The sequence below is a fragment of the Flammeovirga sp. SubArs3 genome (genome assembly GCF_947387565.1).
Classification (GTDB): domain Bacteria; phylum Bacteroidota; class Bacteroidia; order Cytophagales; family Flammeovirgaceae; genus Flammeovirga; species Flammeovirga agarivorans.
Map to the genome: position 1 here is coordinate 301,635 of NZ_CANDOA010000006.1, position 22,241 is coordinate 323,875.

Below are 22,241 nucleotides of genomic sequence, written 5' to 3' on the forward strand. Positions count from 1 at the left end.
TCTTTTGATACTCTTAGTTTAAACAGGAGTATTATGATATTTATTTGAATGCTATTGACAATAATATGAATTATTAAACCCGATTACAATAACGACTTTTGTACTCATCATTATGAAGTGTGATTATCAATTTCAAAAATCCTAATTAAAAATATGAAACATTTAATTTTTATTGTTCTAATATGTTTTACAACAATTGTAAGTCTAGGGCAAGATAAACCCAACATCGTTATTATGATGACTGATAATCAAGGATATGGCGATATGGGATGTTACGGAGGGTTACGCGCTCCAACACCAAATATGGATAAATTAGCCGAATCTGGAATTCAGTTTTTAGATTTCCAGATTGATGCAAGTTGTACTGCCTCAAGAGCATCCTTTATGACTGCTCGAATGCCTATCCGTTCGGGTACATCTGGGTATGTTATTCCTGGTGAACCCGGTGGACTTCATCCTATGGAAGTGACTATAGCAGAAATGTTAAAATCAGTAGGTTATTCAACGGCAAATTACGGAAAGTGGCACCTTGGAGAAACGGCTGACAGACAACCTCAAAACCAAGGGTTTGATGAATGGTATGGGGTTTCTAATTCAAGTTTTCCAGTTGATAGTTCTTTCCCTGGATATCAAGAAGATTTAATCCCACCTCAAAGTATCTTAAATGCAAAAGCGGGTGAGGAAGCTAAAATAGTTGCTGATATGACACTTGAAAAAAGAGGATTAATTGATAGTGAACTTACAGCAAAAAGTGTTGATTACATTAAGAAACATGCAAACAAAAATGAGCCTTTCTTCTTGCTTACTACTTTTATAAATCCTCACCATCCAGTTGTTCCACACCCCAATTTCGCTGGCAAATCAAAAGGTGGTGCGTATACAGATGTCCTAATGGAAATTGATTATAACGTAAGTCAGATTGTAGGAGCTATTGATGATTCAGGTATCCGTGATAATACAATCATTATTTTCTTCTCAGACAATGGTCCTACACGTTATTCCCCAGAAGCAGACCATAATGGAGATCCTGGACAATGGGCTGGTGAATTAGGTTCCGGATGGGAAGGTGGACTACGTACGGTTGGTATGATGTCTTGGCCCAATAAGATCCGATCAAATTGGAAATCAGAAGAAATGTTTCATGCCATGGATTTTATGCCAACACTTGCCAATATTGTAGGAGCTGAAATGCCTGACGATCGTCCAATTGATGGTTTTGATCAGACAGATTTTTTATTAGGAAAACAAGAGCATTCCAATCGAGATCATCGTTTAGTATATTATTATGGTGATTTGACAGTGGTTCGCTGGGCACAATACAAAGCTCACTTTGTAAAATATGCTAGATTTCAAAGTTGTACAGCACCGCCTATCAAGCTAGGGCAAATCCCTGAGTTCTATAACCTTAATACTGATCCAAAAGAACTATTTAATCTTTATGGTCGAAGTGGTGGAATTCCACTATTCTTCAAGTTCCAAGAGGCTATGTTGCCATATTTTGAAAGTATGAAAGAATTTCCAAATTTAGATTACTCAAAAATGGAAAGAGATAAATAATTTGTATTTCTTAAAAAGCAGTCAATTATATTTATTTTTTTAAGTCTCACATTCATTAGCAATTTTAATGAATGTGAGACTTTTATATTAAAAAGAATAAATATTCAATAGGATTATTAATTTTAAGTGATCTAAATGACACTCATTTTTATTTTGAGACTAAACCATGAAAAACAAAGTCGCATTAGTGTTGGAGGGAGGTGGTTCAAGAGGAATGTTTACAGCAGGTATTCTTGAATCATTTCTGATGAAAAATATAAATTTTGATTCTATTTTTGGCATCTCAGCAGGTGCATTGTATGGGGCTTCATTTGCTTCCAAACAGCTAGAGCGTAATAAAAAATTAAACGCTTATAATGATGATAAGCGATATGGAGGTTTCAAGCATTTACTACTTAAAGGATCTTACCTTTCATGGGATTTTATTATGGGCGATATTGCCCATCGTCTTTTACCTTATGATTATGATACACTCCGTACTTCTGCCGATTTTCATGTAGGGGTAAGTAATTGTAATACAGGGAAATCAGAATTCTTTGTCGTCAATAAATTAGATAAACCAGATATTGTCAGCATTCTTACTGCAAGTGGTTCATTACCATTCATCTCTCCAATTGTAAAATACAAAGGGGAAGAATATCTAGATGGAGGATTAACGAATTCTATTCCATATGATGTTGCTTTTGAAAATGGAGCAGATAAAATTGTAGTGGTACTCACAAGACCTGAAGGATATGTAAAATCTAATATGAAATTTAAAGCTGTTTCAAAATGGTTTTACAGAAAACATCCTAAGGTACATGAGAACTTGACTCAACGAGCACAGCAATACAATGAATCCATCCAACAACTTAAAGTACTTGAACAACAAGGAAAAGCGTTTTTGATTTATCCTCAAAAAGAGCTGAATGTTGGTAGAGTAGAGCGTCAGGTGTATAAAACAGAAGCCATCTATAATGAAGCCATTAAATTCAGTAATAGCTTTATTCCCAAGATGAAACTATGGATGGAAGAGTAGGAGTTTAGTTATCTGAATTACTTTTAGAATAGATCACTGTTCGAGTGTTAAACGCAGTGTCACTACGAATTCAATTATTGATTAATAACTATGACTTAAAACAAGATAATATAAAGAAAAATAGAAAAATGAGATACAATCTCTTCTTGTTATTACTTTTTATATTGAAGGTTTTGCATGAAAAAACCTACGCTCGTTCTATCAATTATTAAAGTAACTTTATATATCTTGTATTATAAAACTCGTATTACATATATCTTGTTTATAGCTTGATTTGTGTATATTGCTTTTAATCTATTGAATTACCTTAGCAAACTATTTAAGTAAATTCAATCTAACAAAAAATTACATACTCAGTACATGCTATAATACTGACGATGAAATTTTTTTAAACGCTGGAAAAAGAAAATCAAAAACTGACAACACGCTAAACAATGAACAGGAAAAAATTCTTAGCTTCTGTGGGGTTGATATTCACAGCATCTCAGGTTTATGCTGAAGATCTATTGAATTCTGTATCCTATGGTATCAGTAACTTTAAGCACATCTATTCAAATCAACGTCTTAAGAACGATTTTTCTAAATTCTTAAAGAACGTCTTCCATTTATATCCTGAGCAGAAAATGCATCAATTAATCTCTAACTCAACGGCTAAAAATGCGTCTGACAAAGAGATCTATAATGATGCACAAACACAATTGGATGTAATTACCCCTTCTCTGTCCATATTTAATTATAAACTTCCTGCTTTGCTAAAACAGAAAGATGAAATGGCAAAACAGACCCTTACGCTTTTGGGAGAGGGAACGACTTATGATGGATATTTGGAAATTGGTTCTTCTGGTAGATACTTGGATTATTTGGAAGAGAAAGTCACCATCAAAGGCAAAAGGTATTATGCAGATGGTAAAGAACCAGGGTATGCAATAACAGAAATGATCGATCGAGGCCAAATTTTTATCGGTGCAGATTATATCCCTTTGGCTGATTACAATACAGAATATGCGAAGGTGATCCCCAACGAAAGTCTTGATTTAGTTACCGTATATATAGGATTTCATCATTGTCCAATTGATCTGAGAACACAATTTATATCTTCGATCAGAGACACCTTAAGGGACGGTGGAAAATTAGTATTAAGAGATCATGATTGTGATACCACCGATCAGAAAGCAATGGTCGCACTTGCTCATGATGTATTCAATATGGGAACAAACGAATCTTGGGATTACAATAATAAAGAAGTTCGCAATTTCTACTCTTTGGCGTTTATTTGTGATTTTATCGAAGAGATCGGGTTTCATTTTGATAAACGAACATTATATCAGGAAGGTGATCCTACAAAAAATGCATTAATGCTATTTACTAAGATCTAAACAACTTACTTCTACGAAAAACAGCTTTATGAAAACAATTTTTTCATTTTTCAAGAAACTAATTACTGGCATATTTTCTCTTTTTAAGAAATCAATACATGATATCCACACCAAAAAATGGTTGTATATCCCTACATATATAATTCTTGGTTATGCACTTTTTGTCGTCTTTCTAATTGTCATTTCAGGTGATGTGGATTTCAACCAAAAATTGGAAAATAAGCGGGTCAATGATATCACTCAGATCAACCCAATTCAAGTGGGAAGTGTTGTACAACCGCATACCAACGAAGAAATATCACAAGCTATCTTAACGACCACTGGCCCCATTTCTATTGGTGGAGGTCGATACAGTATGGGTGGACAAATTGGCTTTCAAAACAGTCTGCATTTTGATATGCGTCAATTCAATAAGGTATTGCGTTTAGATAAAGAAAAGAAACAAGTGACGGTTCAGACAGGCATCACTTGGAGAGATCTTCAAAAAATTATTGATAAGGAGAATCTTTCTATCAAAATCATGCAAACCTACGCGAATTTTACAGTAGGTGGTTCTATTTCTGTCAACTGTCATGGACGTTATATTGGTCATGGTCCTATTATTTCATCTGTAAAAGAGATCAAAGTTATTTCTACTTCTGGTGAGGAGATTTTAGCAAACAGAGAGCAAAATCAAGAAGTATTTAATGCAGCAATTGGTGGTTATGGTGGTATCGGTGTGATTGTAGAGGCAACCTTACAGTTGGTGGACAATGTGAAGGTAGAAAGAAAAACCAACCTTATCGATGTTACCGATTACAATGCATTTTTTGAGAAAGAAATTAAGAACGATACAACTGTTATTTTCCAAAACGGAGACTTGTACCCACCTAACTTTGATGTTGTAAATAACGTCTGTTGGAAAGTATCTAATAAGGAGCTGACAGATACAACTAGGGTAACTCCCGAAGGTATTAATTACTGGCTTGAGCCAAAATTGGTAGAAGTAGCTTCTTGGGGAAACTGGGGGAAATGGGCAAGAAAAACATTTTTCGATCCTTACTTCTATAGAAATGAAAAGGTAGTTTGGAGAAACAAAGAGGCGAGTTATGATGTGGCTGAAATTGAACCCAAATCGAGAGAGAAAAATACTTATGTACTTCAAGAATACTTTATTCCAGTCAATAACCTAACATCATTTATTCCTAAGATGAAGGCTGTGTATGAAAAGTACAATGTGAATGTATTGAACGTTTCCTTACGTCATGCTTACCCAGATAAAGAGTCTTACTTGTCTTGGGCAGACGAAGAAGTTTTTGCATTAGTGATCTATTACAAACAAGGTACCGACGAACTATCCAAGCAAAATGTAAAAGCATGGACGGTTGAAATGACCGATGCTATTATTAGTGAAAATGGTAAGTGGTATCTTCCTTATCAGCCTCATGCAAGTTATGAACAGTTTACGAAAGCCTTCCAGCATTCTGATCAATACTTTGCTGTAAAACATCGATTGGATTCATTGAACCGTTTCAATAACAAACTTCTTGATAAGTATAATCCTTATTTACTCAGTCAAATTGAAAGTAAACGAGAAGATATCAAAGGGTATTACAGAGAAGAAGAACAGACAGTATTAACAGTACCTGAATGGTATTTGGTTTTTAATCCTAAAGAATATGCAGATTACTTAAGTGCACATAAAAATCCATCGGATTTTCCATATTACAAGTCCATAGATGAGTATTGGAAACTGTATGATCGCTCTCAGGTTCTTGTGGAAGAAGCATATAGTGAAAATGAAGAATACAATACGATGCTTCAAGTAATTGGGGTGAGTATTACGATGGAATATGCTGTAAAGATGCTTTATGAAAATAGTATTGGTAGAGCATTTAGCTGGTTGGACAATGGCAACACATCTGACAAGGAAAATACAATAGTAGCCGCACATAAAGCTTATTCAGATTTCATATACCATACTGCTTGGTACGAATTTGAGTTTATGCCTTGGATTAGTAAAGTGTGGAGTGCTTCCAATGCTAACGATGCCAATTGGTTTAGAAAATGGGAAAGAACGATTTTCTTTACGCTCGAATTTACGTTCAAAGCTGGATATGCTCAGTTGATCGAATTGGGTGCCAAAGCGAACTACGAAGAGCCTATAGAACAAATCTATTTGTTGGTTTCTAGTGATCAAGACATCAAACAAAATAAGGACATTAAAGTGTTGTATACTCAAGATGACAAGAAGCTTTTAAGTATTACTAGGTGGGGGGCATTTACAAAGTCCATTTTAGAAATCAGTGGTGAAGATATCTCTATTCAAGATATAGGTGGTAACGATGAAATTGTAGTTTCAGTCCTCGCTGAAAAAACAAAAGAGATACCTTATTCGAATATGAAACTACTTTATGAATCGCAGGTAGTTACAGATGAAAGTATAAAGAGATTGGTATGTTTACTACCGGTAAAAGATCTAATTCCTTTTATCAATGTAGCCCAAGATAACGCTATGGAAGTGGAACATATCTTTGATTATTAATAAACACCGAAAAAGGTTTGTGAGAGGGAATGCTTGCAAACCTTTTTTTATCATTTATTGATGTTCAGACCTTTTTTAGTGTTATAACTCCAACTAACGAGAAGAAATTTTTCTATTCATTCATCCTATACTAAAGAGAAGTCTGTTACCAGGTGTATATAAAACCCTTGATTTTAAATCGTGGGCGAAAAGGATCAAAGAGTTCAATAAACTAGATACCTTTATTTTAATTAATAGTCATAAGTTACAAACTTATGACATAAACAAATTCGTAGTGACACTGCGTTTAACACTACGAATAGAGCAGAATTTAACAATTGATTTCGAATAATGAATAAATTACTATACATTATATTATTCTCATTAATGATTAACCTATATTGTGGGATAAGAATTGTAAACTTAAATTTTCTGATTTTAAAGGAAAACGTCCACTTAATTCAGAATTTGAAGGGCTGACTTCTGTGGCAATTACACACAGTTTTAAGGAATCAGCTCTTTCAATCGATTGTTATTTTCTTCAAGAGGAATCATATTTAGATTCACAATCTGAAGAATTACTTAAGCATGAACAATTACATTTTGACTTAGGTGGAATAATTGCTCGAATAATTGAAAATGAATTCAACTATTTAAGATTTGAAAAGCAAATAAAGATTAATGATAATAATTGGCTTTATTATGTAGACAAGATTGAATCAAATTTATTGGATTATAACTTTTTATATGATTCTATTACTAATCATGGAATCAATAAACATAATCAACTTATATGGTTTGAAATTATTAATCAAGCAAAGGATGATGATTACATGATGTTAGAAGAATTTAATGAAAGTATTAATTTATATAAGGGTAAATTTAAATAAAATTTAATCCATTAATATTTAGTGTTGAACAATAAAGTTAATGAAGAATATATTTAACCCACTGTTCGGAGTGTTAAACGCAGTGTCACTCCGAACTTCCGAATTGATTAAGTCTTAGACTTATGACATAAATAAATTACTAGTAACACTATCATTTAACAATACGAATAGAGAGTATTCACAAAAAGATAGATACAAAAAATCACCCCAATTGCTCTAATCCTATTACAGAACAATTGAGGTGATCTTTTTATTTAAGGCAGAGAGAATTACATCTCAAAATACTTGGCAAGGTAAGTATCATTAGATTCTTTCATCCAATCTACTAAAGCTCCTTTTAGTTCCTCAACTTTTGCCTTGTATTTCTTATTGTCAATCACATTTTCCAATTCCTTGGGATCCTTTTTTAGATCATACAATGCATCAGGTCCTTGGCTGTAGAAAACATATTTATAGTGACCGTCAGTGATCATTCGGCATACATAATCATTTTTATGTGGATATGTTCTTTCACAAACATTGTATTTACGCCATGAAGTCTTCTTTTCATTTACCAAAGGTCTTAGAGATGCACCTTGTACTTGTTTTGGAAGTTCAATGCCACAATAATCAAGAATGGTAGGCATAATATCGATAATACTTACTTGATGAGTATCTTTCACCATCTTCTTGTTTTGCGATTGTGGAGCCTTAATAATTAATGGAACACGCACTAACTCATCGTAGAAGCCATCTAAACTTTTACCCATCGCTCCAAATCTACCTTGAATATCACCATGGTCAGAAGTGAAAATAATCAACGTATTTTCATATTGACCTGTCTCTTTTAGCGATGCTATAATACGGCCTACTTCCTCATCCATGTATTTCACCTGAGACCTGTAGATAGCCAGATACTCTTTAATACCTTCTTCGCCTACCAATTTACCCAATCTTTGGGCATCCATATTGTTTGCGTTCGGGTGTACTTTGTCCACTTCGCTCATGTCTACCTTCATCTTATCTCTATCATACATGCTGAAATAAGGTTCTGGCATGGCCCATGGAATATGTGGAGGATGGTAGCTGACAGTGATCATCCAAGGTTCTCCTTTTTTAGCTTTTACCGTTCGAATAGCCTCATTCGTAATCGATGTATGCGGTAATAATTCTACCGGAATAGAAGTTTCTCCAGTAGCTAAAATCCCTTTATGTTTCCATTTTGTTGCTTCTGTCGCTTCTGCTGCTTCTTTATATACTTTACTTTGATATAGCGGATATCCCCAAAGTTCTTTGTCAGATGGTTTCGGGTTGATCTTCTCCATTCCGTCAGCTAATTTTTGCTTGTAGTTTTTGCTCGCTTCATAAGAATGTGATTGACCTTTAAGTAAACTACCTTTATAACATTTCAATTCCTTTTTCTTACCGATATGCCACTTACCATAATGACCTGTAAAGTACCCTTCATCGTATAATATATTTTCGGTTAAAAGGTATTCAATTTCCTCCACACCATGCTGTTTGTATTTGGCATTGGGTTTAGTCATTAAATTATTAATAATCGTATTACTGTGTGGGTACATTCCAGTAACAAATGTTCCTCTTGCAGGAGAACATGAAGGAGTTGTCACGATAGCATTACTGAAATATGCTCCATTATCTGCCAGTGCATTCAGGTTGGGTGTATCAAAACCTTTATCTACAAACTCAAGACCGTACCAAACATGTTGATCCGTCTGAATAAATAATACATTAGGTTTCTCTTGTCCAAAAGCATTCATGGCTAGTAAGCCAACTAAAAATGCAATAAGTAATCTCTCTTTCATCTGTAAAAAATTTACCTTTTAAATAAAAAGGGTAGTAGATAATAATTTCATTTCTAAACTCTCCTAAAAGTAGTTATGGAACAAAATTAAGAACCGTAGTCATGGAATGGGTTTAATGTTGTATCAAACTGATTTAATATTTGAGCAATGAAGAGATTTTACTACTCTTTTACAATAAAAGTATACCTCAAAACCTATCATCATGTGTTTTCCTTTTTGTCTGAAGAATCAGGAAGTAGCATAGCTTATTAGAGAAATACTGATTTAAAGTTGGTGTAAAAAACTACCCTTCGGAGGAAAAATCTCTTTATGTCATTACATATAAATCAAATATCGTCATTTTATAACACATCCTTATCAATTCAATAGCACAAAATAAGCGATAATGAAATTGTTAGTTAGAAATTTCTTTTTTATCAAAAATGTGAGAAGCTCTATTGATATTGTATTACAATGATGTGGAAACATAAATGAATTATTACTTGAAATGAAAAAAAATATTCTTCTTGCAGCCTCACTGTTATCAGTGATGACTTTCTTTTCTTATACTTCCATAGAGAAGAAGAAACCCAAAAAGCCGAATGTAATCGTAGTCTTAGTCGATGACCTAGGATATAAGGATGTTGGTTTTAATGGTAGTAAAGAAATCCCTACACCTAATATTGACAGAATTGCTCATGAAGGGGTGAAGTTTACGAATGGATATGTATCGTATGCAGTTTGTGGTCCTTCAAGAGCAGGGTTGATTACAGGAAGATACCAAGACCGCTTTGGTTCCGGAAGAAATCCTCTTTGGGCTCCAAATGATATTGATCAAGGGTTAAGTGTCGACGAAGAAACTATTGCAGACGTTTTAGGAAGAGAAGGCTACAAAAGTATGGCATTAGGTAAATGGCACTTGGGAGCACATGAGAAACTGAGACCTTTGAAAAGAGGATTTGATGAGTTTTATGGTTTCCTGACGGGTGGTCATAAATATTTCCCTGAAGAATGGATCTTAAATGATATCTCTGAAATCAAACAACATAGTGATGCTTACAAAACAAAGTTGTTGCATAATAATACTAGGGTAGATGAGAAAGAATACTTAACGGATGCACTATCTAGAGAAGCTGTTCGCTTTGTAGATGAAAATTCAGATGAACCATTTTTTATGTATTTAGCATACAATGCTCCCCATGCTCCTTTACAAGCTACGCCAAAATACCTTAAACGTTTTTCGCATATTGAGAACAAAAAGAGAAAAACTTATTGTGCTATGGTTTCTGCTGTAGATGATGGTGTAGGTTTACTTTTAGATAAATTGGATGAAAAAGGAATAGCTGACAATACGATCGTTATTTTCTTATCAGACAACGGAGGGACTCCAAAGATTACAGCAGATAATGCTCCTCTAAGAGGTCATAAAGGTAATTTATTCGAAGGTGGTATTCGTGTTCCATTTGCTATGCGATGGCCAAATATGATTGCCAAGAATTCCGTTTATGAGCGCCCAGTTATTTCTTTAGATATTATGGCAACTGCAGTAGAATATGCGAATGCTAAACCAAAAAAACAATTGGATGGGGTAAACATTGTCCCTTATATCACAAAGGAAAAGCAAGGAGATCCGCATCAGTCTCTACGTTGGAGAAGTTTTGATAAGAAAACCTACACGGTACGTATGGGTGATATGAAATATATCCGTCTTTACAACAGAAAGACAAATAAGACGAGACAAGAATTTTATGACCTTTCTAAAGATATTTCAGAATCAGACAATTTAACATTACCCAAAGAGCAGAAAAAAGAGTTGCAAAAGGAATACGATCAGTGGGTAGAGCAGATGGTTGTACCGAAGTATCTAGGACTTTTACAAGATAATAAATACTCAGAGTTAAATCCCGACCGATTTAATGTTCTTGCGTATTAAAGATCCAACGTTATATCAATTCACCTAATAAAAAGACCTACTCTTAATAAGGGTAGGTCTCTTTGTATATTTATTCAATTATGTTAATTTTTATGGTATTGAATACTACCATTTCTCTTATATCTATTAATAATAGATTCCGATTTTAAAGTTGATTCTTTATTGATGTAAACAGATTTTGATACATCATCTATATTAATTACTGAAGTATAAATAAGTTTTTCACTTAATGACGAAAGGACTTCAAGCACTAGAATTTCACTATCTAATAGAGCCTTTTCGAGTTGAATTGAAAATGTTCCTTGTAAATTGGAATATCCACAAGTAAGCAATTCCAGCTTATCGTTGTTTGGCTTTAATACTTCTATATGAAAAAGAGTAGGTTCTTTTGTTTCTATTGATCCTGATAACTTTATTCGTTCAACTTTTTCGGTAAGACTAACTATTTTAATCTGCTTCTTTTGGTTGATATTTTGTTTTACCAAGTAAGAAAAAAGTACTAAGGTAAAACAGAATAATACCCCCAGAAAGAATAGTTTTTTAAAGGGGTGTTTCATATTTGCTGATCACTAATAATTTATATCACAAAATTAAATTGTATTTATCAGCAAACCTTTCAAATTTCAATTCAAAACTATCAAAAAACAGTTATTTACACTAAAATTAATAAGAGTGTTCATCCAGTTTCACTTTACCCCAGAATACTCTATATACAATAAATGTGTAAGTCAATACTAAAGGCGTACCTATTGCCGCAATAGTTAACATCAATTCTAGACCTTTTTCTGAAGCAGCAGCATTGTAGATAGTCAGACTATTTGCTGGATCATTTGTCGCAATTAATAGAGAAGGATATAATTGGATAGCTACCATTATTAATAACAGACTAAAGGTGAGCGATGAAAATACAAAGGCCGATAAATATTTCTGTTTTTTAGCTAACCTTGGAATATTGGCAATACTTAAAACAGCCAATACAGGTAGTATAAATAACTCAGGATATTCTTTAAATCTTTCTGCCAAATGAGGTAAGAAGATTAAAGTATACAAACTCATGATAATGTACATGATGATAAAACCAATCATACACTTTTCTAACATCTGAACGACATGATCAAATAATTTACCTTCTGTTTTTAAAGAAAGGTAGATTGCTCCATGCATCATCATCATGGCTAAAGTTGTTAGCCCTACAATAATAGAATAGGGGTTTAAAAACATCCATAAGTTTGGTTCAATGGCATCAAAATTCTCATCCAAAGGAAAACCTTGTAAGACATTACCTAATACCACCCCTAACAGAAAAGCGATCATTGCACTTGAAATAGAGTAGGACACATCCCACATACTTCTCCACCATTTCATAGGTTCTTTACTTCTAAATTCTATTGAAATAGCTCTAAGAATTATAAACCAAATAAATAACATAAATGGTATGTACATGGCTGAGAATAATGTCGCATAGAAAACAGGGAAACCAGCAAATAGAGTCCCTCCTCCAATCACAAGCCATACTTCATTACCATCCCATACAGGGCCAACAGCATTTAATGCTATTCGTCTACTTTTATCATTATTGATAAATAAGTGCATAGCACCTGCTCCTAAATCGAAACCATCTAAGATTCCATATCCTGAAAATAATGCCCCTACTACAAGATACCAGAGCGTAGGGTAATCTAATCCTAAAAATGTCTCCATAATTAATCTTTTGAGTAGAAGTTATTAATGTCTTTTTGATGTATTCTATGATCGATCAACTCACTATCATCTGGGCCATGCTTAATTTTCTTATTCAATAGGTAAATAAATAAGGCAAACAATAATGTATAGATGAAGGTAAACATGATCAACGAAAACAATACTTGTTCTGCTCTAACAGACCTTGATAGGGCATCTGAAGTTCTCAATAAACCATAAACCACCCATGGTTGACGCCCCATTTCGGCTGCAAACCAACCAAATTGATTCGCCAATTGAGGTAAGATCACTGCAAAAACAAAGATCCATAAGAGCCATTTATGATTGTATAATTGATTCTTCCATAGTAAAAAGGAGCCTATTAAGGACAATCCAATGAGCATCATTCCAATACCTACCATCAGATGATAAAATTGAAATATGGCATTTATCTGTGTCGGTTGATCATTTTCATCAAAAGCATCAAGACCTTTCACTCGGGTATCAAAGTTTTGATACAATAGGAAAGACAACCCTCCAGGCACTTTAATACCATAAACTTCTTTACTTTCTTGATCTACCCAACCAAATAAATACAAATCAGCGGGGTCCTCAGAATGAAAATGTCCTTCGAATGCCGCTAATTTTTGGGGTTGATTTTCGGCAACTCCATCAGCAGAAAGGTGCCCCAAGAATAATTGAACTAAGGAGAAAACAGTAGCAGCTGCAAGGCCAATTTTTATCCCTAGTTTAGAAATCTCTTCGTGTCTATCTCTTACCAAGTAATAGGCATGTACACTTATAAATAAGAATGCTCCAGCTAAAAAAGCTCCGACCCATACATGAAGAATACGTTCAACACTAGAAGGGTTAAATACCATAGCCCAGAAGTCAGTGATTTCTGCTCTAGCTTCCATACCTTCTCCAACTATATGGTAACCAGCGGGTGTTTGCTGCCAGCTATTTGCGACCACAATCCATATGGCAGAGAACATAGATCCAAGAAAAACACCCACTGTGGCAAAAAAGTGAGTGATAGGTTTTACTTTATTCCAACCAAAAAGTAATATTCCAAGGAAACTACTTTCTAACGCAAAGGCGAAAATACCTTCGGCAGCAAGTGCAGAACCGAAAATATCACCAACATATCTGGAATAGGTGGCCCAGTTTGTCCCAAATTCAAACTCCATAACGATACCGGTAGCTACACCAATACCAAAAGTAAGTGCAAATATTTTGGTCCAAAATCTAGTAAGAATTTCATAATTTTTGATTCCTGTTTTTAGGAACATGCCTTCTGAGATTACCAGCATCAAACCGATACCTATACTCAATGGGGGATAGATATAATGAAAGGATACTGTAAAGGCGAATTGAATACGAGATAATATTTCTACATCCATAATTGGTTTGGAGCGTAGTTATAGTTAAATAGATTATTTTATAAAGTTAAATTCAAAAATCTAACATACAAAAGACTATTTGTAGATTGTTATTGTTTCTTGTTTAATCATTATTCTTTGATGAATAAATGCTGTTTATATAAGCGATTTTTTGAAATGTATTACAACATTAATATCATGAACTAAGATTAGTTATCTTGCAGCATTAACCTAGAACATATGGATCGATTTAAATACATAATCACTTTAGTTTTTTTCAGTATTCCTATACTATGTTGGTCTAATGATGAATTAGAGGATCTATTTCTTCAATTAGATGACATTATTCAGCAGATCCCTTGTTTAGATCAGAAAAAGGAAGAAAAAATTAAGAGCTTAAAAGAGGCATTAGCACTTAACGAGAATTCATTGAAAGAAAAGTACTTTCTAGCAGAAGAACTCTTTTTGGCTTATGAGTTTTATAAATTTAAAGAGGCGATTCACTATGCTTTCCTTCAAAGAAAATTGGCAAGAGAATTAAATGATCAAGATTTAATAAATAGAAGTAATCTTAATCTATCAATCCTACTTATCAATTCAGGAAGCTATGAAGAACCTGCCACAATAATGCAAAAAATCGATCGAAAATCGCTTAATGACGATCGATGGAAACAGTATTATGAGACGCAAAAAACATTATACAATCAATTATTTGCTTACACTCCAACCATAGAATTAAAAGAGGTCTACTTGAAAAAGTACCTTAGTTATTGTGATACCTTATTGAACCTTGTCTCTGAGAATTCAGATAGCTATTTAGATATTAAAGAGACTTTTGCTTTAGATAAAAGAAATCTATTAGATGCTAGAAAAATAAGTTCACTCCGTTTATCGAGAACTAGTATAGGAGAGAGGGTTTACTCTAAAGCTGCCTACATGCGGTCGCTCACCTATGAATTAGAACATGATGATATAAACCAAAAAAAATACTTAATACTATCTGCCATTTCTGATATTAAGGGGAATATTAAAGACAATGCCTCTATAGCTTCTCTAGCACTAAAATTATACAACGAAAATGAGATAGAACTTGCCTATAAATATATACATGTTGCTAATGAAGATGCATTGTTTTTTGGTTCGAAATTAAGAGCCATCCAATTGGGTAACGTTATGCCATTAATTTCAAAATCATATGAAGCCCAATTGCAAGAAAAAAATAATATACTGCAATTGTATACGATCTTAATTAGTGGTTTAATCATCATAGCTCTTGCAGCTGTTTTCTTTAGTCTACAACAATTGAAAAAGTCTAGAGTAGCAGCAAAAGAATTAGAATCCACTAATCATGAATTGGGCGATGCCGTTGAAAACCTCTCAAAAGCAAATTCACAACTTAGACAACTGAGTATAGATTTGAAAAACACATCACATATAAAAGAAGTCTATCTCGGTGAATTCCTAAAAATATGTTCTGATTATATCGACAAACTTGAACATCAGAATATATACGCTCAAAAAATGTTAGTCGGAAGAAAGTATTCTAAATTTCTTGAAGAGTTAAAAAATCAAGATGTTCGTAAAACCGAAATGAAAGATTTTTATCAGAACTTTGATCAGACATTTCTGTCTATATACCCCAATTTTATTGAGCAGATAAATGATCTTATCGATGAAAGTGCTCCTGTAGTTGTAAAACAAAAAAGTCTTTTAAATACTGAATTAAGAGTTTTTGCTTTTATCAGATTGGGAATTTCTGATTCACATAAGATAGCTAAGTTATTGGGAACATCCGTTACAACGATATATAATTATAGAGTTAAGCTCAGAAATAAAGCTATAGGAGAAAGAGATCTTTTTGAAGAACAAGTGATGGAAATTGGTAATAGTGAAGACTAGAAGACTATAAAATTAGATTTTAGTAGTTATTTTAAATATAAAAACTACTACTAAATTCATGTATTGTAAATTACATATAGTTTTGTATATCAATCTATTAATTTATTATAACTGCTACTAAAACACTACTCAAGCTTTACTTCGCTTTAAATTCCTTGTTGTTTTGTCTTGTCATCAGATAGTTCAATAACTATTACTACTTATGGCAAGAAAGTATTTACAATTTTGACAAGGAATAAAGTATGAAAAGGATTTTAACAACAGCTTTAGCCGCAGCATTACTTATCGGATGTGCTAAAGAAAATCAACTTCCAAAGAAAAAAGAAATAACCGATTTAAGTTCTTCTACACCTAGTAAAGTTTCTGTATTTACTACTGCAAAAGATACAGAGCTAAAAATGTCTAATACTGGACAAAGTGATTTTAAAAAAGCTGATCAAGCTAAAGAAAACGAAGTCTCCATCTTTATCAACCCGGCAAAGCAGTATCAAGAGTTTTTGGGAATTGGTGGTGCAATAACTGATGCCTCTGCGGAAGTATTTTCTAAGCTTTCTAAAGACAAGCAAGAGGAATTATTGAATGCATATTATGGAGAGGACGGCATCGATTATACGATAATTAGAACTTCAATTCATAGTTGTGATTTTAGTTCTGGAAGTCATACATATGTAGAAGAAGGTGACAAAGAATTAAAAACTTTCGACATTGAGCATGACAGAAAGTATAGATTACCAATGATTAAGAGTGCCATTAAAAAAGCTGATGAGAACCTTACTTTTTATGCCTCTCCATGGTCACCTCCGGCCTTTATGAAAGGGAAAAAAGATATGTTACAAGGAGGATCTTTACTTCCTGAATATTTTGATTCTTGGGCGAACTATTATATCAAATTTATACAAGAATATGAAAAAGAAGGTATAGATGTTTGGGGCGTAACAATTCAAAACGAACCAATGGCTGTTCAGACTTGGGAGTCTTGTATCTACAGTGCAGAACAAGAGCGTGATTTCTTAAAAAATCATTTAGGACCCGCATTTGAAAAAGCTGGGTTTGCTGATAAAAAGATTGTTGTATGGGATCATAATAGAGACCTAATTGTCAACAGAGCAAATACCATTTTTGGTGACCCAGAAGCTGCAAAATATGCTTGGGGTATTGGCTTTCACTGGTACGAAACTTGGGCAGGTGGTGAACCTATGTTCGAAAATTTAGGCATTGTGAAAGAAAACTTTCCTGATAAGCAATTATTATTTACTGAAGGATGTAATGAAGGATTTGATGCTTCTAAATATCAGTATTGGCCTAATGCAGAACGCTATGGTAAATCGATGATCAATGATTTTAATAAAGGTACCGTAGGTTGGACAGATTGGAATATTTTATTAGACCAAAATGGCGGACCAAACCATGTAGGTAACTTCTGTTTCTCACCAATCCATGCAGATACTGATAAAAATGAATTGATATTTACACCATCATATTATTATATCGGTCACTTCTCAAAATATATTAGACCAGGAGCAAGAAGAATTAGTACTGCTGTAAGTAGAAGTGTTCTTGAAGCTACTACTTTCCTAAACACTGATGGAAGAATGGTATCTGTTGTTATGAATAGTACTGATGAACCTATCTCATATGCAGTATATGTAGGCGGCCAAGAAACTCAAGTTGAGATTCCTGCTAGAGCAATTCAAACACTTTTGTATTCAAATGACCAGAAAACTATATAGATTACCATAATAAGGGCAAAATAAGACTGCTATAAACAAATAGATTAGTCCAAGAAAACCTTTATTAAAATAAAACCCCTTACATTAAAGTAATGTAAGGGGAGTATGTTTTTTATGATATGTTTCCATATCATTGATTCTTTACCCATAACTAATATAGGGATTCCAAGATTATTTTAGCAAATTTTTTGAATCATTTATTCAATATTAATTTTATAATCTTCAGAAAATCAAGCATAAAAAAAGAGCTTATTTTTCAATAAGCTCAAATTATTTATTGTAATATCTTTTATTTATTCACTTTTACTACATCAGTATTATTCTGATTATTGGTCTGTTCTAATCGTAAAATACTGATATATATTACTGCTGGAACTATGGCTCTATAAATAGGAGATGTCATTACTTCTTCATTCATTGCTTCAGCTAATAATACATCAAAAGGCATAGAATAAATCCCTGCATCTTGTATACCTAAAGCTCTATCGTTTAATGTAAGAATTAACTCTTCTTCTAATTGTTCTGCCGTTTCAAAACCCATTATTTCAATATTCTGTACAATCATAATATCGACAAGAATATCTCTATACTCTCTTAGGTTTTGTCTTAACAGGTCCCCAATAACATCATTTGATTGGTATTGTAATTCCAACGCAATACGGTCACTGTACTTATAATAATCTGTACCGTAGATTTCTGATTCTAATGAATTGCTCAGCCTTTCTCTCTTTCTGTAGCTTCCATCTATTTCTAATGTTAGAATATTATATAAGAACTCTAGTTGTTTATTGGAACATTGATCTAAAAACCACAGATCTGAATCAGTACGCATATTCATAGAATCTTTTTTGTTATTTTTGCAGTTGAAACACACTTAATTATACTTTAAACAATCTTAAAAGATTATTTTGTTTACGTTTGTTCATTCAGGTTAACGTATAATCACAGAATAAGATGTGTTTTTATGCATTTCACTTCTACTTTCGATCAAAATTTTAATACATGATCAAAAAGCCAAACATCGAACATATTAAAAAGCACTTAGGGTTTGAAGACTTTAATGCAATGCAGAAAGATACATTATCAGCTGCTCAGAAAAGTAACGAAATTGTAGTTCTTGCTCCCACAGGGTCTGGAAAAACAATTGCATTTCTCTTACCTATAGTCACTAGAATTGATCCTAATACAGAAGGTGTACAATGTATTATTGTTGCTCCATCAAGGGAACTTTCTTTACAAATTGAACAGGTTTGTAAAAGTTTGGGCACAGGATTGAAAGTGAATTGTTGCTATGGAGGACATTCCGTTAAAATAGAAAAAAACAATTTGTCTAATCCTCCACATATATTAGTTGGAACACCAGGTAGATTAGCAGACCATATCGATCAGAATAACTTTGACTATTCTTATGTAGAAAACCTAGTGTTGGATGAATTTGATAAAGCATTAGAGTTTGGTTTCCATAATGATATGTCATTTATCATTGAGGAACTGAGAAGTATAGATTTTAAAATTCTGACTTCTGCAACAAAAAGCGATGAATTACCAGAGTTTACTAAAATTAAGAACCCTGAAGTAATTGACTATCTAGAAGGACAAGTACCTAAAAGACTCTCATTACATGTAGTTAAAGCTCCCGGTAAAGATAAACTTTACGAACTATTAAAGCTCATCTATTTCTTAAAAGCAGAACCGATGCTTATTTTCTGTAACCATAGAGAGGCAGTGAATCGTATTAGTGAATTGCTGAAAGAAAAAGGTGTGGCACATGAAGCTTTCCATGGCGGTCTGGATCAAGAAGAAAGAGAAAGAGCGTTAGTGAAATTTAGAAACGGCTCCGCCAATGTTTTTATCACTACAGATTTAGCAGCTAGGGGTCTTGATATTCCAACCATCAAACATGTGGTTCATTATCAATTACCTCCAAAAGAAGATGCATTTATCCACAGAAATGGCAGAACTGCAAGGATGGAAAAAGACGGTGATGCATATTTGGTTTTATCCGATGAGGATAACTTACCTGAATATATTGAAGATAATCCCAATGAATTAAAAGTACCTTCAGGACTAAAAGAACCACAATTACCGAAGTGGGTGACATTATATTTATCTGGTGGAAAGAAGAATAAGATAAATAAAATTGATATCGTTGGTCTACTGATGAAGAAAGGAAAATTAGAGAAAGATCAGTTGGGATTAATAGAAGTAAAAGACTTTATTTCATTTGCGGCGGTGGATAGAAAAATAGCTTCTGAACTTTGTAACAAAGTCAACAAGGAGAGAGTAAAGAAAATTAGATTAAAAGTGGATATTGCTCGATAAAAAATAATTCACTGAAAACATGATATTTATAAAAAAAGATAAATAATCTTTTACATTTATTTAGAAGATATGTTCGCATTTTTGTACTTTTATATACGAAATGCGAACAGTCTCTAACTTGCTGCGAAACTTAGAGATGTGAATACTCAAATCCGCTCTCTCTTTAATCTATTTATATTAGATCTCTAATCTCATTTTTTAATGAGTTTTTTTTTGCCCAAATTTTCAATTTACTAAAAAATCATTGATTCAACTTTTAGGCATTTTTGTTCAACTATATCGAAGGGATACCCATCTACCTTTGTAACAGATCAAAACAAAAGATCTGTTTTCAGAATTTGAACCATAAATTTTAGAACTATGAATGCCTTATCATCCTACCTTAATGAACCTATAAATAGCATCAATATTTTAGATAAATTTTACGCTTCATTTCTTATGTTTTGTACGAAAGAGTACAATGGTCTTAAGAAACAAAGAGCATTAAATAAATATTCAGAAAATCCCACATTAAATAACCCATCGGATATTAAGACAGAATATACTGTTATTAATACTATTAAAATTAGGTATGCTCACTATAGTAACCCAGGAAAAGAAACTATCCTATTACTCTCCCCATTACCCCAAAGTATTATAGCTTATGCACCAATTTGGGACGATTTGATAAAAGACTATAATGTCTATGCATACGATCTTCCTGGGTTTGGTAGAAGTGAAGGTGGTTTAGAGTTTATGACCTTCGAAGCACAAGGGCAATTTCTACATCAATTTATTGAACATTTCAATATTGAAAAGCCACATATTGTTGCTCCTGATGTCGGAATGCCAACAGCTATCTACTATACCGCTCAACATAAAAAGAATGTATCCTCTTTGATAATAGGAGATGGACCAGCTATTAATCCGTCAAATAATGGATCTATTATTGAAAAGCTTGGTTTCTCAAAATTTTGGCAATTTCTAATTGGAAACTTCGTTGATGCGGGTGCCTTTGTTGAAGTTGGTAATCGTTTAGGATATGTCAACTATACACCCAATTCATTTGAGCTATCTGACTATAAAAAATCTTATAAAGGAAGGCTTTCTAATCCAATAGAGTGGTTTAAGAAGTATCCTGAAAGCTTAACTACTTTAGATCCATTATTGGAAAAGGTCAATGTACCAACATTAATATTTTGGGGTGAAAATGATGAGATTCTACCAAAGGATAATGGAATTAGACTTCAAAACAGAATTACTAAGAGCGAGATCAAAATTTTTAAGAATTGTGGTCATTTCTCTTATCAAGATCAATCGGAAGAGTTTATGACAATGATTCAACATTGGTTGAACCAACAATTAGAAGGTAATAATAAGAATGATTAGGTAATGTAATTTGATAATATTGTATTTTTAAAGTACTCTTAAAAGTAGATATCACATGATGTCTACTTTTTTTGTTATTGAATATCAATACTATAGAATGTTTATTGATAGATAAATGAGCTCATTCTGAGTCTTTTTATCTTTGTTACGTCTATGAGGTGAATACTTATTTTAATCTATGGAGACAACAATAATTTGGAATCAATTTAAGGCTGAGCTTTTAAACTTTATCACTTATAAGGTAAGTGATAAAATGTTAGCAGAAGATATTTTACAAGATGTTTTTATTAAGATTCATCAGAAGAGAAAATCACTCTCTGATGATAGTAAACTACATAGCTGGATTTATCAGATTACAAGAAATTCAATCATTGATTTTTATAGAAAGAAAAAGCTTTCTACAGACTCTTTATTAGAGCATTTGGAGCTTCCTGAAGAAGTTGATGATGTTGAAGAGAATATTAAAGCTTGCACAGAGTGTGTAAAACCATTTATACTAGAATTACCCGAGAAATATAAGGATGTTCTATATAATGTCACTTATGGTAATGTTTCACAAAAGGAATATGCCATAATGAATGATCTTACATATTCAACTGTAAAAACAAGAGTTCAAAGGGGGAGAGAGCAATTAAAACATTCTTTTGAGACTTGTTGTGATGCAGTAGAAGATATCCAGGGTAATATCAGCTATAACTGTAAAAATGGTTGTAATAATTAATATTTTTTTGAGTCCTTTTTGAAAACCTCCGTCTCCATAGGTGAAAAGACAATCAAATTAAACCTTATTGAATCATGG

16 protein-coding genes are annotated in these 22,241 nt (G+C 33.1%); 11 read left to right on the top strand and 5 right to left on the bottom strand.

Translation table 11 applies throughout. The annotated features are described in order from the left end of the window. Positions 1-153: 153 nt before the first annotated feature. From QL232_RS18295 to QL232_RS18315, 5 genes are all read left to right on the top strand, one after another. Positions 154-1,557, top strand: a complete 1,404-nt coding sequence (locus tag QL232_RS18295) for a sulfatase-like hydrolase/transferase (RefSeq protein ID WP_281615260.1) — start codon at positions 154-156, stop codon at positions 1,555-1,557. A 166-nt stretch (positions 1,558-1,723) separates the two neighbouring features. Next, the gene (locus QL232_RS18300) at positions 1,724-2,575 is read left to right on the top strand and encodes a patatin family protein (RefSeq protein ID WP_281615261.1); all 852 of its coding nucleotides are present in this window, start codon (positions 1,724-1,726) and stop codon (positions 2,573-2,575) included. A 434-nt stretch (positions 2,576-3,009) separates the two neighbouring features. Beyond that, positions 3,010-3,951 carry a class I SAM-dependent methyltransferase gene (locus QL232_RS18305; RefSeq protein ID WP_281615262.1) on the top strand — a complete coding sequence of 314 codons (942 nt, stop codon included), beginning with the start codon at positions 3,010-3,012 and terminating at the stop codon, positions 3,949-3,951. Between the two features lie 28 nt (positions 3,952-3,979). Continuing rightward, positions 3,980-6,475, top strand: coding sequence for an FAD-binding protein (locus tag QL232_RS18310; RefSeq protein ID WP_281615263.1), 2,496 nt, complete (start codon positions 3,980-3,982; stop codon positions 6,473-6,475). A 380-nt stretch (positions 6,476-6,855) separates the two neighbouring features. Further along, positions 6,856-7,344 (top strand): hypothetical protein, encoded by a 489-nt coding sequence (locus tag QL232_RS18315; RefSeq protein WP_281615264.1) that lies wholly within the window; start codon positions 6,856-6,858, stop codon positions 7,342-7,344. Positions 7,345-7,613: 269 nt separating this feature from the next. On the opposite strand, the gene QL232_RS18320 is transcribed toward QL232_RS18315, so the two are convergent. Continuing rightward, positions 7,614-9,149 carry a sulfatase-like hydrolase/transferase gene (locus QL232_RS18320; RefSeq protein ID WP_281615265.1) on the bottom strand — a complete coding sequence of 512 codons (1,536 nt, stop codon included), beginning with the start codon at positions 9,147-9,149 and terminating at the stop codon, positions 7,614-7,616. A 487-nt stretch (positions 9,150-9,636) separates the two neighbouring features. On the opposite strand from QL232_RS18320, the gene QL232_RS18325 reads away from it, so the two are divergent. Then, on the top strand, positions 9,637-11,061 hold the full coding sequence (locus tag QL232_RS18325) for a sulfatase-like hydrolase/transferase (protein WP_281615266.1): 1,425 nt from the start codon (positions 9,637-9,639) through the stop codon (positions 11,059-11,061). Between the two features lie 83 nt (positions 11,062-11,144). Here QL232_RS18325 and QL232_RS18330 read toward each other — a convergent pair whose 3' ends face one another. From QL232_RS18330 to QL232_RS18340, 3 genes are all read right to left on the bottom strand, one after another. Next, a complete protein-coding gene (locus tag QL232_RS18330) occupies positions 11,145-11,618 on the bottom strand; it encodes a hypothetical protein (protein ID WP_281615267.1) in 474 nt (157 codons plus the stop codon). A gap of 106 nt (positions 11,619-11,724) precedes the next feature. After that, positions 11,725-12,762, bottom strand: coding sequence for a cytochrome d ubiquinol oxidase subunit II (gene cydB, locus QL232_RS18335; RefSeq protein ID WP_168885275.1), 1,038 nt, complete (start codon positions 12,760-12,762; stop codon positions 11,725-11,727). Positions 12,763-12,764: 2 nt separating this feature from the next. After that, positions 12,765-14,144, bottom strand: coding sequence for a cytochrome ubiquinol oxidase subunit I (locus QL232_RS18340; protein ID WP_281615268.1), 1,380 nt, complete (start codon positions 14,142-14,144; stop codon positions 12,765-12,767). 219 nt (positions 14,145-14,363) lie between these two features. On the opposite strand from QL232_RS18340, the gene QL232_RS18345 reads away from it, so the two are divergent. Together QL232_RS18345 and QL232_RS18350 are read left to right on the top strand one after the other, a co-directional pair. Beyond that, positions 14,364-16,022 (top strand): DUF6377 domain-containing protein, encoded by a 1,659-nt coding sequence (locus QL232_RS18345; RefSeq protein WP_281615269.1) that lies wholly within the window; start codon positions 14,364-14,366, stop codon positions 16,020-16,022. 242 nt (positions 16,023-16,264) lie between these two features. Beyond that, on the top strand, positions 16,265-17,752 hold the full coding sequence (locus QL232_RS18350) for a glycoside hydrolase family 30 protein (protein WP_281615270.1): 1,488 nt from the start codon (positions 16,265-16,267) through the stop codon (positions 17,750-17,752). Between the two features lie 289 nt (positions 17,753-18,041). Here QL232_RS18350 and QL232_RS18355 read toward each other — a convergent pair whose 3' ends face one another. Continuing rightward, positions 18,042-18,584 (bottom strand): DUF3944 domain-containing protein, encoded by a 543-nt coding sequence (locus QL232_RS18355; protein WP_281615271.1) that lies wholly within the window; start codon positions 18,582-18,584, stop codon positions 18,042-18,044. 170 nt (positions 18,585-18,754) lie between these two features. Between QL232_RS18355 and QL232_RS18360 the strand changes: the two genes are divergently transcribed. The 3 genes from QL232_RS18360 to QL232_RS18370 all read left to right on the top strand — a co-directional run bounded on the left by QL232_RS18360 (position 18,755) and on the right by QL232_RS18370 (position 22,163). Beyond that, positions 18,755-20,074, top strand: a complete 1,320-nt coding sequence (locus tag QL232_RS18360; protein ID WP_281615272.1) for a DEAD/DEAH box helicase — start codon at positions 18,755-18,757, stop codon at positions 20,072-20,074. Positions 20,075-20,434: 360 nt separating this feature from the next. Beyond that, complete coding sequence (locus QL232_RS18365; RefSeq protein ID WP_281615273.1) at positions 20,435-21,442, top strand: alpha/beta hydrolase; 1,008 nt, start codon at positions 20,435-20,437, stop codon at positions 21,440-21,442. 178 nt (positions 21,443-21,620) lie between these two features. Next, complete coding sequence (locus tag QL232_RS18370; protein ID WP_168885282.1) at positions 21,621-22,163, top strand: sigma-70 family RNA polymerase sigma factor; 543 nt, start codon at positions 21,621-21,623, stop codon at positions 22,161-22,163. Positions 22,164-22,241: the final 78 nt, after the last annotated feature.